General features: G+C 37.3%; 17 protein-coding genes and 1 pseudogene. 4 read left to right on the plus strand and 14 right to left on the minus strand.

Features of this window, described 5'->3' with window-relative positions:
- On the plus strand, positions 1-117 hold a 117-nt coding region (locus tag GYX91_RS03610), incomplete at its 5' end, for an integrase core domain-containing protein (RefSeq protein WP_144340592.1).
- A 342-nt stretch (positions 118-459) separates the two neighbouring features.
- On the opposite strand, the gene GYX91_RS03615 is transcribed toward GYX91_RS03610, so the two are convergent.
- The 6 genes and pseudogenes from GYX91_RS03615 to GYX91_RS03640 all read right to left on the minus strand — a co-directional run bounded on the left by GYX91_RS03615 (position 460) and on the right by GYX91_RS03640 (position 5,571).
- Positions 460-1,233, minus strand: a complete 774-nt coding sequence (locus GYX91_RS03615; protein WP_174829978.1) for an RDD family protein — start codon at positions 1,231-1,233, stop codon at positions 460-462.
- 234 nt (positions 1,234-1,467) lie between these two features.
- Entirely contained in the window at positions 1,468-1,884 is a 417-nt protein-coding gene (nusB, locus tag GYX91_RS03620; protein ID WP_084586444.1) for a transcription antitermination factor NusB, read from the minus strand.
- Between the two features lie 34 nt (positions 1,885-1,918).
- On the minus strand, positions 1,919-2,371 hold the full coding sequence (gene ribH / locus GYX91_RS03625) for a 6,7-dimethyl-8-ribityllumazine synthase (RefSeq protein WP_100116341.1): 453 nt from the start codon (positions 2,369-2,371) through the stop codon (positions 1,919-1,921).
- Between the two features lie 133 nt (positions 2,372-2,504).
- Positions 2,505-3,401, minus strand: coding sequence for a DMT family transporter (locus GYX91_RS03630; protein WP_100116340.1), 897 nt, complete (start codon positions 3,399-3,401; stop codon positions 2,505-2,507).
- A 152-nt stretch (positions 3,402-3,553) separates the two neighbouring features.
- Positions 3,554-4,636, minus strand: a pseudogene (gene ribBA, locus GYX91_RS03635) (bifunctional 3,4-dihydroxy-2-butanone-4-phosphate synthase/GTP cyclohydrolase II); the annotation flags it as partial.
- Positions 4,637-5,325: 689 nt separating this feature from the next.
- Positions 5,326-5,571, minus strand: coding sequence for a hypothetical protein (locus GYX91_RS03640; protein ID WP_174829979.1), 246 nt, complete (start codon positions 5,569-5,571; stop codon positions 5,326-5,328).
- Positions 5,572-6,565: 994 nt separating this feature from the next.
- Between GYX91_RS03640 and GYX91_RS03645 the strand changes: the two genes are divergently transcribed.
- Positions 6,566-7,027 carry a hypothetical protein gene (locus tag GYX91_RS03645; RefSeq protein WP_174829980.1) on the plus strand — a complete coding sequence of 154 codons (462 nt, stop codon included), beginning with the start codon at positions 6,566-6,568 and terminating at the stop codon, positions 7,025-7,027.
- 106 nt (positions 7,028-7,133) lie between these two features.
- Here GYX91_RS03645 and GYX91_RS03650 read toward each other — a convergent pair whose 3' ends face one another.
- The 4 genes from GYX91_RS03650 to ppx all read right to left on the minus strand — a co-directional run bounded on the left by GYX91_RS03650 (position 7,134) and on the right by ppx (position 10,970).
- Positions 7,134-7,757 carry a riboflavin synthase subunit alpha gene (locus GYX91_RS03650; RefSeq protein WP_174829981.1) on the minus strand — a complete coding sequence of 208 codons (624 nt, stop codon included), beginning with the start codon at positions 7,755-7,757 and terminating at the stop codon, positions 7,134-7,136.
- A 20-nt stretch (positions 7,758-7,777) separates the two neighbouring features.
- Positions 7,778-8,275 carry an acyl-CoA thioesterase gene (locus tag GYX91_RS03655; RefSeq protein ID WP_025330379.1) on the minus strand — a complete coding sequence of 166 codons (498 nt, stop codon included), beginning with the start codon at positions 8,273-8,275 and terminating at the stop codon, positions 7,778-7,780.
- A 93-nt stretch (positions 8,276-8,368) separates the two neighbouring features.
- A complete protein-coding gene (gene corA / locus GYX91_RS03660; RefSeq protein ID WP_174829982.1) occupies positions 8,369-9,445 on the minus strand; it encodes a magnesium/cobalt transporter CorA in 1,077 nt (358 codons plus the stop codon).
- A 25-nt stretch (positions 9,446-9,470) separates the two neighbouring features.
- The gene (ppx, locus tag GYX91_RS03665; protein ID WP_084585087.1) at positions 9,471-10,970 is read right to left on the minus strand and encodes an exopolyphosphatase; all 1,500 of its coding nucleotides are present in this window, start codon (positions 10,968-10,970) and stop codon (positions 9,471-9,473) included.
- 330 nt (positions 10,971-11,300) lie between these two features.
- On the opposite strand from ppx, the gene GYX91_RS03670 reads away from it, so the two are divergent.
- On the plus strand, positions 11,301-12,071 hold the full coding sequence (locus GYX91_RS03670; protein ID WP_174829983.1) for an MBL fold metallo-hydrolase: 771 nt from the start codon (positions 11,301-11,303) through the stop codon (positions 12,069-12,071).
- A 401-nt stretch (positions 12,072-12,472) separates the two neighbouring features.
- Here the strand turns inward: GYX91_RS03670 and glnA are convergent, their stop codons facing one another.
- Positions 12,473-13,891: a type I glutamate--ammonia ligase gene (gene glnA / locus GYX91_RS03675; RefSeq protein ID WP_025330382.1), complete on the minus strand. Its 1,419-nt coding sequence runs from the start codon at positions 13,889-13,891 to the stop codon at positions 12,473-12,475.
- A gap of 431 nt (positions 13,892-14,322) precedes the next feature.
- Positions 14,323-15,165, minus strand: a complete 843-nt coding sequence (locus tag GYX91_RS03680) for a P1 family peptidase (RefSeq protein ID WP_174830164.1) — start codon at positions 15,163-15,165, stop codon at positions 14,323-14,325.
- A gap of 109 nt (positions 15,166-15,274) precedes the next feature.
- On the opposite strand from GYX91_RS03680, the gene GYX91_RS03685 reads away from it, so the two are divergent.
- Entirely contained in the window at positions 15,275-15,634 is a 360-nt protein-coding gene (locus tag GYX91_RS03685) for an MmcQ/YjbR family DNA-binding protein (RefSeq protein WP_037489287.1), read from the plus strand.
- A gap of 100 nt (positions 15,635-15,734) precedes the next feature.
- Here the strand turns inward: GYX91_RS03685 and GYX91_RS03690 are convergent, their stop codons facing one another.
- Complete coding sequence (locus tag GYX91_RS03690; RefSeq protein ID WP_078475330.1) at positions 15,735-16,100, minus strand: hypothetical protein; 366 nt, start codon at positions 16,098-16,100, stop codon at positions 15,735-15,737.
- 39 nt (positions 16,101-16,139) lie between these two features.
- Positions 16,140-16,484, minus strand: coding sequence for a P1 family peptidase (locus GYX91_RS03695; protein WP_172349936.1), 345 nt, complete (start codon positions 16,482-16,484; stop codon positions 16,140-16,142).
- Positions 16,485-16,535: the final 51 nt, after the last annotated feature.

The raw sequence follows: 16,535 nt of genomic DNA on the forward strand, positions 1-16,535 counted from the left end.
GAACAAGCAAGAAAAATAACGGAAGAATGGTTAGAAATATATAACACAGAAAGACCGCATGAAGCATTAAATAATATGACACCAATTGAATATAGAAACATGAAACAAATAGCATGATTTTCTACTTGGTTTGTGTGCTAACAATGGGGTATTTACATTTACACTACATAATGAGGATTTTTGGAATTTTTTCTTACTGACGTTGCTTAAGCTATGGTCATCAGTAACAACACTTCCGTTATTATTTATCATTCTTTTGGTAAATATATTCAATTTAACGTGTCTATATCGACTACTTTCAGATAAATTTTTATCTATCACTTTACAGGATAAACTTGCAAAAACCAAAGTAGTACAAAATATTTCAGAATAGCTTTATAAAAAATATATTAATATTATTTGAATAATTTTAAATTTAGTCAGCCTCAAGAAATTTTAATTTTCCCCGAGGCTTCTTAGTTATTTAATTTTTACAACGATTGTATTAGCCAAAAAGTCTTGCAGCGTACGATAATTTGATTTTTTTATAAATAACATAATTATACAAATAAAAAGAAATAAAGTTGAAAATTCAGTGAATATATGTAAAATATTATATAAATATTTTAAAAATTTATCAATAAAATTCAGGTATACACCAACATTTTTAGCATGTTCCATTTGCCTGAGATTTATATCCTTTATCGTTAATATAAAAAGAAGGATAGAAGTAATGAATATATAAAAAATTTCACGGACTAATACTGCATTGAAAAACCCAGCTTTCTCACCATTCTTTTTAATAACTTTGATTTTCATTAATCGCTTACCAACAGATTGGCCTGTTAGACTCATTTGTATAAATTGAAACACAACATAAATGAGTAAAGGTAATATGATATATAAGAATATTCGTAATGGTTGATGCACAATTCCCTTAATTTTATCATCTATAAATAAGAATTCAATTAAGAAGAATGAAAAAAAAGATATTATTGGATCATCAGTTTCATAATCTGCAATAAACCATAATTCAAAAGGATTTATAATATTTTGTGAATAATTCGATTCATAATCAGTTTGAAAATTGTAAACATGTAAAGCAATGTAAAATATAAAATAATATATTACATAATTAATCAGATATGCTGTAACTCTTTTCCATGGCGGAGCCAGTTCAACCAGGCCGCCTTTTTCTGTCATTAAAAAATTATGTTTATCATTTAATGCTGATGATTGTTGAGTACAGGACATAATTTTATAAATCTCCTAGTGTGAAATCAAATTCAATATGCTTATAAATCAGCAATGTTTTAAGTTAATTTTTATAAAAAATAATATTATATATTTACATAATATTATTTGATAATAATATCAGAATTTATTTATATTTCATTAGATTTATTTGGTAAATATGTTTTTTTATAAATAAAACAGATATTTTTAAATAAAATATCTGTTTTATGATGTAGCTAATCCGTTTTTATATCATGCAGATGTTCTCAATTCAGCCGAGAGTTTATCCAGAATACCATTAATGAATTTATAGCCATCGGTACCACCAAAGGTTTTAGTAATTTCGATAGCTTCATTGATGATTACTGGATGGGGTGTTTCCGGCATGGCAGAAAGTTCATGGCAGGCCATCAGCAGTACAGCCCGTTCAACTGGATTAAGCTCATCTTCGTGGCGGTCCAGTAGAGGACGGATCCGTTTCATGTAATCACGCTGATTGTTATAGGCACCAAAAAATATCTGGGTAAACAATTCTTCATCAGCTTTGGCGAAATATTCATTATCACGGATATTCTGCGCAATAATAGCAGCTGATTCTTCGTTATTCAGTTGTGCCTGATATAAAGCCTGAACAGCAAACTGACGGGCACGACGACGTGGTGTAATCATTGACATGTATACAATGTCCTTGTTTAATAAATAATCAATATTGAATTTTAAGCAGATTGGCCATTTCTACTGCCACTATAGCCGCTTCACTGCCTTTATTGTGCATACGTGCCAGTGCCTGAGCATCGTTTTCGGTAGTCAGTATAGCATTGGCAATGGGTATATTGTGATCCAGACTAACTCGGGATACACCTGCGGCGGCTTCGTTGGACACTAGCTCAAAATGATAAGTCTCACCGCGGATAACCACTCCGATGGCCACCAATGCATCAAATTTGCCGCTGTCAGCCATGCTTTTTAATACCAGAGGTACTTCTAAAGCACCCGGTACAGTAGCCAAAGTTATATCGCTCTCTTTAACCCCCAGTTTAATTAAACGGCTGCAACAGGCTTTGACCAGCTCTGCTCCGATAGGATTAGTAAAGCGTGCCTGTACAATGCCTATACGCAGGCCAGAGCCGTTATGTTCCGGGGTGATGGTATTCATTCAGTTTCCTTTTTTCATCTGTTACGTCTCAAGCACCCTTGCATTGTCCAGAATAAAATACTTATATCACAGACACACAAGTATTTATGCTTAGCATTCTGATTTTACCGAATTTGCCAATAGGGTGGAATGTTTAAACTGTTTTTTTCTGTTTGTGTCTGGGCTTAAGTGAGCCCAGATAAATGGCCAGTAAGGTCAGTGCCGTACCAGTCCATTGCACAGTATTTATCGGTTTATTCAGCAAGAAAAAATCGATCAGAATCGCAGCAACAGGTTCACTTAATAATAATAAACCGGTTAAAGTCAGTGACAGCAACGGTACGGCATAAGCAATTAACCCCCAGGCAAAACACTGCATGACCACACCATAAATCATGATCAGAAGAATATCTTTTGTGTTAGTAGGCCAGAAATGACCTGAATCAATGAGAATACTTGGCACAATTAATGCACCGACTGCTCCGACACTGACCAGCAGCATTAGCGGAAATAATGCAACCGGCTCTGCCAGATGTGCCTGACGAATACATGCCATAGAGGCAGCCATTGCTGCACCGGAAATCAGACCGATAAAAATACCATAACCACCATGTGAATTGTGTCTGAGTTCAGGGTGGGCGATCAGTAAAATGCCGATTACAGACAATATCATGCTGAATAGTTGTAATTTGCTCTGTCGTTCACCGAAGAAAAACCAGGCAATTGCCGCCAGAAAAAAAATCTGCATACTGTTGAGCAGAGTAGAAATTCCCGGACCTACTGCATGAATGCTTTCATGCCAGAATGCCAGATCAAAACCTAAAAATACACCTGATAGCATACAAAACCGTTTTGCTTTATTGCTTTCAGGCAGTTTCTGACCAAAATAGCGACTTAAAATCAGAAAAACGATACCACCAATGAATACACGCCATAATGCAATGGCATAAGAACCAATAGATACAAATTTAACAATCAGGCTGCCGAGTCCGAAAACAACGCAGCCGAAAGTTAAACCGGAAGCAGCCCATTTTTGCGGGGTCAGTTGCATTAGATACCATCCTTAAATAACAGCCATTACAATAGGCTGTCGGAAAATACCCGATGCCGATGTTCAATGGCAACAGATAATTCAGACAGCCTGAGGTGGGGTATTGTATTTAATTGTGTTACTAAAATATATACTTGTTTAGTAAAGAATTATTATCGGGATGGTTCTTCAAACCCGGTAACTTCCAGACCAAATCCATTCAGGCCGGTAAAGGCAGAAGGCTTACCCATTACCCGCATGCGTTTGACTTTTAAACCAGCCAGTATCTGAGCACCGATACCATAAGTTTTACTATCCCACTGTCTGGTCTGATGAGTGCCTTTGGGTAAGGTGCGGTCTAATAAAGTGGCTCCGGTTTCAGTACGGTGCATCAGTATAATTATACCGGCATCAGCTTGCTGTATACGTGCCATAGCTTCAGGTAGTGGCCATGTATGCAACTGATCCGGTTGCAGAAAATCCATGGCGCTAAATGGTTCATGTACTCTTACCAGCACTTCACCGGCAGTTTCCGGATCGCCTTTAACCAGTGCCAGATGGGTTTCACCGGATAATTGATCAACATATACATGCTGAGTAAAATCTCCCCATGTTGTATGGATAGTATTTACTCCCAGTTCTTCTATCAGACTTTCGTGACGGCTGCGATATTCAATCAAATCAGCAATAGTGCCAATTTTAATATCATGTTTTTCAGCAAAAACCATTAGCTCTGGCATACGGGCCATAGTGCCATCGTCATTAATGATTTCACAGATAACGGCTGCCGGAATCAGGCCGGCCAGTTTGGCTAAATCAACGCTTGCCTCAGTGTGTCCGGTACGAACCAGAACACCGCCTTTTTGTGCACGTAATGGAAAAATATGACCCGGCTGGACAATATCTTCTGCTTTGGCTGTAGGGGAAACTGCTGCCTGTACAGTATGGGCACGGTCTGCTGCGGAAATACCGGTAGTAATACCATGTGCTGCTTCTATGGAAACCGTAAAATTAGTACCATACTGAGCGCCATTATTCTGTGTCATCAGTGGTAAGCGGAGGCGATCTACTATTTCTTCTTCCAGAGGCAGGCAAACCAGACCCCGGGCATATTTAATCATGAAATTGATGGCTTCAGGTGTGACAAACTGTGCAGCCATGATTAAATCACCTTCGTTTTCACGGTTTTCTGCATCAGTAATAATAACCATTTTACCGGCTTTTATGTCGGCAATAATTTCAGGAATGGTGGCAATACTCATGATAGTAAACAACGCTCCCTTAATAAAATAAAGGTTATTTTACTCTGGATTACCGGGACTGGTGCGCTTTTATCTTAGCGTTATTCGAATGCCGGCTACGAAATTACAGGAATAAAAAAATTAAAATAAACAGATTAAGCTGCAATATCATTAATCAGGCAGGAAATTATATAAATAATAATGATTTTTTACTCAAGTTACAGAATAGGCAATGAGATAATACAATTTTACTCGCAGGCATTATTGATGAATAAAAGATGAGTCAGTCGCTTGCTTTATTTATTCAGGTACTGGCAAGTTGAATTTTTGAAAAAGGTAAGGTCCAGTCAGTTAGTGAATTTTTCTCACAAAACTTGCCAACTTACCAACAAAGATTATTCTGGCAGTCATAAGATTGTACAATCTGCTATAAAGCAGACTCATAAATTAATTCTGCATGTTCAGATTAAAGTGGAAATTTTTTGAAAGTAACGACAGAATGGTATGGTAAATAATGTTACGCGGTATATAAAAAGATGTTTATAAAGGTTTCTGCTTATGATTGCATGAGCATATGGCGGAATATCTCAGTAAGATGTTTTGAAAACAGGTTGATTGTAGAAGAGTGGATAAATACAGACTTGGAGGAATAGCTTTTATCATCGAGATAAAATAATATTTAATTATATTTTCTATTCTTTTAATTAAATACCTTGTAGATAAGAATTTTTTTTAATCAGCTGCACTTTATGGAAAACAGTTTCGGGAAGAAAATTCGAGCCAGATTTTACCTGATAGATATCTATAGAAGCCAGTAATTGGCTCATTTGATTTAATCCGATATCAATATTATTTCTGAACTTTAATAGTATAGATTTTTTAAATTTGCTTCCCTTACACATCGTGCCGTAAGCCATATCTGCAAGCTCAATGGTAATTGTCCCAGTCATTTCTTATTTATATAGTCAGAATAAATAAATCTTATAATTACAAAAATAAAGTATTCGATAAATTTGTTAGCTATTAAATTCAATTTTTTATTAAAAATTTTATTCCAGATATAAATTTGTGTGAATAGGATTGTATTGCCTTAAATACCTTATGAATTAAACTTAGAAGACATAAAATTATATATCAATTGATGTCTGAATATATGTATGTATTTAAACAAATTAATCTAGATTTGTCTGAAATAATAAAAAATTAAATTGTAGTTTTTTAGAATAAAAATAATATTGAAAATCTAAATTATTAAAGTTATAATTTGTTTATAAATGTAAAGAAAAGTTTATTCATGAAAATATAGGAATAGTAATGAGCTCTTTTACACCAACAGTATTTTTTTCGCGTTTATGTTTTTCTTTAGCAATTATAATTTGCTATGGATATCCAATATTGTTGTATATCGGATTAATTTATAAAGATAACAAAAATAATGATTTAATTCTGCTTTTGTTATCAGTCTACTTTATACTTACTATACTTGTTTTAATGATTTTAGGATGGGCTCTTAACTGTAAATCAAATATTTGGATTAAGACAGTTGTGATCATCGCGTCATGTTGTGCTATTCCTCATTTATTATTCAGTTTGGTATTTTTGCTAGGTATTTTATGCCTCCCTTTATACATATTTACTTATTACTTAGCTTATTGGTATTTGAAAGGTGGTGCAAATTACCAGCCCACAACAAAGCCAAAGAGAATTAGATTAAAGGTAATCAGCTAAAATATGTCATCAATAAAGTTATAGTATGATTTAGTTTTTATATTTAAAAAATATCTATTAAAAAAATATAAAATATCAGTATGATAAATGGCCGTGAAATATTTCATTAATTAAAACTAATTGTCACATCTGCTCGTATTGAGTTTGTTAAATAAGTTAATAAATTTAATAAATATATTGTATTTTAAATCAATATTATTACAGAGGATAACTATTATGGATAAAGAATATACTATGGCTACATTTCTACGTCGTTTTATTATTTCTGTCATATGTCTGATTATAGGGTTACCATGTTTCTTTCTAGGTATTGTAGGTGAAAATGAAGCATTTCCGTTTTTACGTTTATTGCATATTATGCCTATGCCGGAAAATATGAGCGGTAGTGAGGTTTTTTATTTCACATTGGGAGTAATGGCTTTTCTAGCCACAGTAATATTATTAATTATGATGTTCGGATGGATATTTGATATTTCTACTAATCGTTTTCTGAAAATATTGGTGCTTATTGGCTTTTGCTGTGGTTTTCCTAACACTGTATTGTGTTTGAGTTTTAGTGACCTGCTAGGAATAGGATTATTGATTTTACCTGCAACAATATTATCTATATATCTGTCACTTTGGTACTTTAATATTTATGATAAGACTCAGTTTAAAGATAAAATTAATAACTTATAATTATTTATAGCCGAATATTTTGAAACTGATTAATACTTATTTGGATAAATAGTAATCAGTTTCTGTATATTTATATAACATATTTTGTATATAAGCAAATTTATAATTAATTTTTTACTTTATTTATATACTGTTGCATATATTTCTGCGCGGTATCAACAATTGCCTGTGTCTGAGCATCCACTTCGAGATTGATGCGATCATTTACCTGACAGCTTCCAAATAAAGTCCGGTTCATGGTTTCGGGAATCAGATGAACGTTAAATTCAGTAGCGGTTACCTCGCCGATGGTCAGGCTGCAACCGTTCAGCCCGATAAAACCTTTAGTAAGGATATAAGGGGCTGCACTTTCAGGGAGATTAAACCAGACAGTACGATTATCAGGGGTGTCTTCAATTTTACTAATGGTGGTCGTAGTAAAAATATGACCACTCATAATATGACCGCCAATTTCATCCCCATAGCGTGCAGCCCGCTCAATGTTTACCGCATCACCTACTTGTAGTTGTCCTAAATTGGTTTTGGCCAGACTTTCCGCCATGACATCAAAACATACTTCATCACCTTTAATGGCTGTAATGGTCAGGCAGCAGCCATTATTGGCAATAGAAGCACCGATAGTCAGGTTGTCACAGGCTCCTTTAGGGAGACGTACCTGTATTGTGCGCAATTGTTCATACTCTTGAATAGAGGTAACGGTACCTAAACCGCAGACAATTCCTGTAAACATTTATATTCCCTTTAAACAGATCAGGCAGATTGTGTATGTCTGGTTTTTGCAGCCTTTAACCGGGCTTCTTTGCGAATGGCTCCTTCCTGAAAACGGCGAGCTTCTTCTTCGCTGGCAATACATAGCGGCGGCACAACTGTAGGTTTGCCGTTTTTGTCTACAGCAACCATGCTGAAATAACAGCTATTAGTGTGTCGTGCACTGCGATGCTGGATATCCTGTGCTTCTACGCGAATACCAACTTCCATAGAAGTTCGGCCGACATGGTTGACTGACGCATAAAAAGTAACGAGTTCGCCCACGTGAATTGGTTCTTTGAATATTACCTGATCAACTGATAATGTTACTACATATTCGCCAGAATAACGACTGGCGCAGGCATAGGCTACCTGATCCAGTAGCTTGAGTAAATCTCCGCCATGTACATTTCCGTGAAAATTTGCTAATGCTGGAGTCATAAGTACAGACATGGAAAGCTGATGCTGCGCACCTTGCGGTGGTAAAGGTGTAGGTTTCATGGACTAGCCTCTGATGTGTGTTTCTATGTGTGTTTCTGTGTTAATTATTGTCTTTCTATGAAGACTGATTGTTATTATAGAAGCTATTGATAGTTATAACCAGCGACGTCTGTAGAAATAAATTAATAAGCTAATAATTATAGTCGCCATAAGACCGAGTACCACAAAATAACTATAATGCCAGTGTAATTCAGGCATGTTATCAAAATTCATCCCATAGATACCGGTAAGGACATTCAGTGGCATGACGATGATAGTGATAACGGTAAGCATACGCATTTGTTCATTCAGATGGTTTGACTGATAGGATAAATGCACATCCATCATGCCCATTACAGTATCTCGTGCACTGTCGAGCGTTTCCATTAATTGCTGGGTATGGTCATACACGTCAAGTAAATAAACATGGGTGTTCTGACTGAACATGGAAAATTCTCCATGTACAATTCGGCCGACAATATCACGAATAGGGGAAAGGGTACGGCGCAGATTACTGGCATCACGTTTTAACTGGTGGATCAGAATCAGTAAGTTTTTATTACTGTTGCTAAACAGGCGTTTGTCAACACCTTCAACCCGATTGTCAAATTCATCTACAGTAACGAAATAATCATCAATGATACGATCCAGCAATGAATACGCCAGAAAATCAATTCCTTTGCGGTAGATATCGCTGTAATTATGCTGAATATATTTACGGATAATATGCAGTAATCCGAGCGGTTCAAACTGGAAAGTAATAATATAATTCTGACCAATGATAATATAAATCTGGTTATATTGCAGTTTTTGTTTTTTATAAACAAAAACTCGTGCGGCTAAAAACAGATAATGTCCGTAGTCTTCAATTTTCGGACGCTGCTTGCGACTAAGCATGTCTTCCATGGCCAGTTCATGGATATTAAAAGGCTGTAATAGCTGATGCAGCTGTTCGTTATCAGTAATACCAATTAGGTGAATCCATGTAAGACAGTCTGTATCAGGTGCCGGTATGTTTTTACTGCATATATCGTCGCCGGTGAAGCTATGATTGATTAGTTGCTTTTCTTTAATCCGGATAATAGTCATGGATTGTGCCGGCATGTTGCTGACATTGCTGCGATGTACCAGACTAGGCAGATTATGGGTCTGAGCCAGTTTGTTACTGGAAACATTTAGCGTTGTACTCATGGGACATCCTTGACTGATTTATGGTTTACATGGCTTTGATTTCTAACTGTAATCCAATTTTCTGCCATAAAACAGATTCCTGCAATAAGACACTGTCAGTAAGCGGATTGTGTTTTAACCATTCTTTACCCAGGCTGATGGTCAGTTTCCTTAACTGTTGGTCATAGTGAATGTCACAATGATTCACCGGTATCTGAATGTCTTGCCGTGCCCGGCAGAACAGTGCAGCCAGCCGTAATGACAATATACCCAGCCAGAGCATTTCCTGCTGACTGAATTCGGCTATTTTGCGTAGGTCGCCGCGCTGTCCTAATACCATTGTAGCCAGAATATGCTGTTCTTTACGTGAAAAACCGGGCATATCAGCCTGATCGAGAATATAGGCTGCATGCTTATGAAAACCAGTATGAGAAATATCCAGACCAATTTCATGTACCAGCCCAGCCCAATGTACATATTGTTGCCATTGTTCCGGATGATCAGGAGAAACAGAGGCGGACAGATGATTGAATATCATTTGAGCTAGCTCGGCTACGCGTTCTGCCTGGATGGTATCAACATGATAGCGCTGCTGAAAATCAGCTATAGTCTGGTTGCGCATATCATCACCAAGTTGTCGTCCGATCATGTCGTAAAACACACCATCCCGCAGTGCGGCATCGGTTACTGTCATTTCGCTGATATTCAGTTCGGCAAAGGCGGCGATCATTACAGCCAGTCCGCCGGCAAAAACCTCTGTCCGGTCTGATTTTAAGCCTTCCAGTTTGGCTTTTTTGGTACTTCCGGCTGCAATAATATGATTGGCAATTTTGTGCATTTGTGTTGCGGTAATTGCATCGATGGTTGTGTCACCGGCTGCAATCACATCGCGAATTGAGCGGGCAGAGCCGGAGGTACCAATAGCGTAATGCCAGCCAATATTTTTAAGTGCGACGGAAATACGCTGAATTTCTGCCCGTGCATTGTTGACTGCGGCCTGAAAATTTTTATGGTGTATTTTACCGCGCGGGAAGAACCGCATACTGTAGGAAACACAGCCAAGATTCAGGCTTTCAGTAATGGCAGGCTGTAAATCCTGTCCGATAACAAATTCAGTAGAGCCGCCACCAATATCTATTACCAGCATGTTTTCACCCTTAGGCGGTAAGGTATGAACCACACCGGTATATATTAGTCTGGCTTCTTCGCGTCCGGCAATAATATCAATCGGAAAACCCAGTCTGGCTTCGGCAAGCGGTATAAACTGGCTGATATTTTTGGCAACGCGAAAAGTATTGGTTGCAACAACTCTTACCTGATCAGGATTGAAACCACGCAGCCTTTCTCCAAATCTGGCCAGACAATCCAATGCGCGTTGCTGAGAATCCTGATCAAGATTTTTTTGTTCGTCCAGTCCTGCTGCCAGCCTTACCATTTCTTTGATGGAATCAATGACCTGTAAATGGCCGTTCTGATTGTGGCAAATCTGGAGACGAAAGCTGTTAGAGCCTAGGTCTACAGTAGCGAGCATGTCTTGCGTGGTCATAATAAATATTTTTTAGTTCAGATAGGCTTAATGTTACCGTATCCCTACCACAACTGCCATGAAAGGCTGTTTTACCAAATGCTATCGGCGAAAATGATACACAAGTAACAGTGAATTTTATTTTTGGGTAAAAATAAAAAGGGGAAATTTGTGATTGAATGTACTTAAGTATTTTGGCAGAGCTGAATACTTTTCATTTTACGCCCAAACAAATATAACCATCCTTTACCAGTTTAGTTTAAAATAAGTGAGATCCATCACACAGACAATAATAATTTTCAAATTACCATGCTTGTTAGTTTTTTTGGAAAATCATGTTTTGAGTAGTATATGAAAATAAAATTATTAATTAATGATATTAGAGGCTTCAAATTAAGCCCCAATAAAGGTGTTAGTTTTTATATTGAAGATGATAATACAAAAATTCTAATGGATTGTGGATCTGAATGGAGTGATAATTTAACTCTAAATAACATAAATTATATAGTTTTATCACACGGTCATTATGATCATTCTGGTGGAATAAAACATGTAAATATAAATCAGGATGCATTAGAAAAAATAACGCTGATAGCGCATCCTGATGCATTAGAAAAAAGATATGCCATCAATCCATTAAAAACTCGATCGGATGGCAGGTTATCTTTGGAAAAATTGAAAACAAAATTTGATATAAAGTTAACAACAGAAGCTATTTGGTTAACAAAAAAAATGGTATTCCTTGGTGATGTTGGTGGATGCAAATTACCCACAGGAATTATTAAAACTGATAATAAAATAAGGTTAGACTATATTAATGATGATTCTAGTTTAGTTTATTGTTCAGAAAAGGGATTAGTCATTATTACCGGATGCAATCATGCTGGTTTGAAGAAACATATAAATAAAGCTATCAGAATAACTGGGGATAAGAGAGTTTATGCAATAGTTGGTGGATTACATTTTAATGGGCTTTCGGTATTAAAATTACCATTCGTGCTTAGAATTTTAAAAAAAACAAATACGACTAATTTTTATACATGTCATTGTACAGGTAAAATTGCAGAAAAAATATTAAATTCAAAAAAAATGTCTACTGGTGATATATTAGAGTTTATATAATCTATATTTTGTCTTAATGATAGTGTTGTTATGTTAAAAACTTTAAATATGTGATGGCTTGTTTGTCGACCAATATCATAGAAGAGACATCTGCCCACTTTTTTGGCGAAGATCGCTTAACACTAGGATATAGGTGTATTAGGGAAGTCATAGAAAATGACGGCATGATGTATTACTCTCTCAAAAGAGAATAAATGGGCAAGAAATGGTACAAAGGGTATACTAATCATATTTGCAAAATTGAATATGAAAATTTTTTCATTCTTAAAGACTTAACATTTGCTATTATGCTGGCAGATTGCAGAAGTGTATAAAGCTTGAGTCAGCTAAAATCCGGATACAATTCAGACCGCTTTATCCCACAGATAAAGCGGTCTGAGAATCAGCTTGAGACTAATATTTTACAGACTGTAATACATTTCAAATTCAAGCGGATGTGGTGCCATACGGATGCGTTTTACATCATCGCTCTTGAATTCAATATAGCTGTCGATCCAGTCCTGACTGAATACGCCGCCACGGGTTAAAAATTCATGGTCTGCTTTCAGTGCTTCCAGTGCCTCTTCTAAAGAAGCACATACGGTTGGTACCAGAGCATCTTCTTCCGGTGGTAAATCGTACAGATTTTTATCTGAAGGATCACCCGGATGAATTTTATTCTGGATGCCGTCCAGTCCGGCCATTAACAAAGCAGTGAAAGCCAGATAAGGATTAGCGGTAGGATCCGGGAAGCGAGCTTCGATACGGCGGGCTTTTGCACTGGCAACGTACGGAATGCGGATAGAAGCTGAACGGTTTTTGGCAGAGTAGGCCAGTTTGGTCGGGGCTTCAAAATGCGGTACCAGACGTTTGTAAGAGTTGGTTGACGGATTAGTCAGCGCATTCAGTGCTTTAGCATGTTTAATGATACCGCCGATGTAGTACAGAGCCAGATCAGACAAGCCGGCGTAGCCATCACCGGAAAACAGATTTTGTCCGTCTTTCCAGATAGACTGATGTACATGCATACCGGAACCATTGTCACCCAGAATAGGTTTTGGCATGAAAGTAGCAGTTTTGCCAAAGTTGTGCGCTACATTCTGGATGACATATTTCATATCTTGTGTCCAGTCAGCACGGCGCACCAGTGTATTGAAACGGGTACCGATTTCCATCTGACCGGCAGTGGCAACTTCGTGGTGATGTACTTCTACCGGAATGCCGATCGCTTCCAGTGTCTGGGTGCAGGCTGAGCGTAAATCCTGACCGGAATCAACAGGTGCTACAGGGAAATAGCCGCCTTTAACGCCCGGGCGGTGTCCGGTATTCTGACCGTCATATGATTTACCGCTAGACCATGCGGCTTCTTCAGAATGAATTTTATAACGGGTACCGCTCATATCGGTTTGCCATTCTACGCCGTCAAACACGAAAAATTCCGGTTCCGGACCAAAGAATGCAGTATCACCGATACCGGTTGATTTCAGATAAGCTTCGGCACGTTTTGCGATGGAGCGCGGATCACGGTCGTAACCCTGACCATTGGCCGGATCGATAACATCACAGGTTAAAACAACTGTGGTGTCATCATAGAAAGGGTCAATAAATGCTGTCGATGCATCTGGTCTCAGAGTCATATCGGAAGCCTGAATTCCTTTCCAGCCGGCGATGGAAGATCCATCAAAAGCCTGACCGTTTTCAAACCATTCTTCAGGGTCTTCCAGCACAATTCTGGCTGGTACGGATACGTGCTGTTGTTTGCCTTTTGTATCGGTAAAGCGCAAATCAATGAATTTGGCATCATTTTCTTCAATCAGGCTAACTACTTTTTTTATTGACATATTTAAGGCTCCCATTAAGGTCTGGAGAGTGACAAACTCTCCGGCAAGTTAAGGTGATTCTGCCACATTCAATTTGTAAAAAAAACGCATTGATGTAAAAAAAGCCGGTTTTTTATAACGGATTAAATTAATTTATTTAAAAACATGTTGTTATATATATCTATTCTGGTTTATATCAGAATTTGTGAACTATCAGATTTAGATATTCACTACAGAAAAATTTAATAAATCAAATATTGTCAGGAAATAAGGAAGAGCCAGGTTGATGTATCAGGCAGAATATTACCGTAAATAAAAGGCGTTATTTCAAATTTTCTTATGTAATTGATTCGGAATGCTGATATTTGAATCGAATCGTATTGATTTGTTTCAGCCCGTAAGTTATCTGTTAACTCATAATTAACGGGCTGAAATTGATAAATATTAATTATTTATTTGATTTTTCCGTATTTTTTTAAAATTGCTAACAGTTGATCCTGCGGTAGTGCCTGAACCAGATTGTGGTCACGACCTTCCATGGTTTCAGCTGCACATAAAGCATTTAATACTGCTTCTTCAACTGCTTCTACTGTAGCAATATAAAGCGGATCAATAATCTCATCGCTCAGCATGTCAATTTTGCTGATGCCCAGACTGTAAGCATTTTCATTAGCGGTAGAGAAAGCCAGAAAAATGTCGCCTGAACCGTTATCACCATAAGCACCGAGTAAGCCGATACCAATAGGGACACGTTTGGTGAGTTTACTCAGTTGCCAGGGAAGTAACGGGGCGTCGGTAGCCAGAATCACGATGATAGATCCTGTTCCCGGTTTGGGGGCAAAAGTATTGATTACAGGCATGGTTTCAGGGCCAAATTCATCTTTCAGCGGAATACCGCAAATTTGAAAAGTATCACGCATCCCATGGTTGGCCTGTACCAGTACACCCAGAGTAAATTCACCGGCTTCTGTGCTGACTATACGTGATGCGGTGCCGGTACCACCTTTGAAATCATGGCAGATCATGCCGGTGCCACCACCGACGTTACCTTCAGCAATGGCACCTGCGTGTGCATTATTTAAAGCCTCAAGTGCATGTTCAGGTCTGATATGAAAACCATTAATGTCGTTTAATAATCCGTCCCATGTTTCGCCCACTACCGGATAAAAATATCCTACGCCGTCTACAGGCTGACCATTGTTAACATATGGAAAATAAAAGTGATTATCTATCATCCATTTGCTGGTGGTATCACGAACAATACCTACGCTGTTAGTATTGGTTGGGCTATTTATTTTTTATGATTTTGATTATTCCAAGTCAACTATAATGTTATACTTATATGAGTAAACTCACATGCAGTTAATTTGTATTTTCTATATCCAACATCTTTAGGAGATTATAATGAATAGAGAAACATTATTTAACTATGCCAAAAAACATTTTCATTCAGAACCTAACTATCTTTGGGAAAATTTACCTAACTATGCAGTATTGCGCCATCATCAGGATGGTGATAAATGGTATGCTATTGTTATGAATGTATCTGGTTCAAAACTTGGACTAAAAGACGATAAAGAGATTGATGTTCTGGATATTAAAGCAAGACCTGAACATATAGGCTCTTTAAGGAAAAAAGAAGGTATTTTGCCTGCATATCATATGAATAAAGAACATTGGATCAGCATTATTCTTTCTGGACATTTATCAGATAAAGAAATATTCGATTTACTGACTGAAAGTTATCACTTAACTTCAAAGTAATTTTAGCCTTAGCCTTAATATATTTGTTTATTTCCTTAAGCATCTATTTTGTTTAATACAAAAAACCGCCAATCAGGCGGTTGATATATTGATTATAACTTTAACGAAATAATTCACGTTTAAAGATATCTAGTATTTCAGCTTCTACATCTTTGAAGCCCTCATTTAGAAAATCTTTTTTAGCAGTAGGGCGCTTAAATTTCATTTTTATAGATGGGTCTGCAACATAAGCCGCGTAATTTGCAGTGTAACCAACTCTACCAGTGATACGAGTGCCATTAATGACGACCTCCCGATATTGTGAGTTAATTAATGTTGATGTGTCTATAGGAGTGTAGATTGCCGCTTGTGTAGCTCCTACAATCATTGACGCGTGCATCGCTCTAACCGCATTTTTTGTTGTTCTGTTTATAGTTTTATCAAAGCTCTTTATGCATCTATCAATGCCCGTTACTTTTATTCCCATATTAGCCCTATTTTATTCTTGTGCAAATAGCCTCTGCTTTTATTCGTAATGCCTCAATATCATCTTCTGAATCATATTGTTCATAATGAGTACCGGACCATGCATTAAACCTGAATCATCCAGCCAGTGCGTGCCGGTTAATTCTCCATTACCGTTTAAATCATGCCTGCCGACGAATACAGCACTGCGTTGTTTACCTCTGGGCAAAATAGCGGTTACGCCAGTACGGGCAAAGGCTGAACCCTGACCTGTATAATCATCCGGTGTACCATAGATAACGGTACTGTAGCCAACTTCAATGCCGCATACATCGGTTATCGCATTGTTTTTGCCAGTGGTGCCGGTTAGAGGAATTCCTAATTCCCGTGCACGTTTCTTAGTCATAATATTTCTCCTTTTTACATGTATCATGTTGTTTATCTTGATTATATTGTA

The organism is Snodgrassella sp. ESL0304 (assembly GCF_013344995.1).
Classification (GTDB): domain Bacteria; phylum Pseudomonadota; class Gammaproteobacteria; order Burkholderiales; family Neisseriaceae; genus Snodgrassella; species Snodgrassella alvi.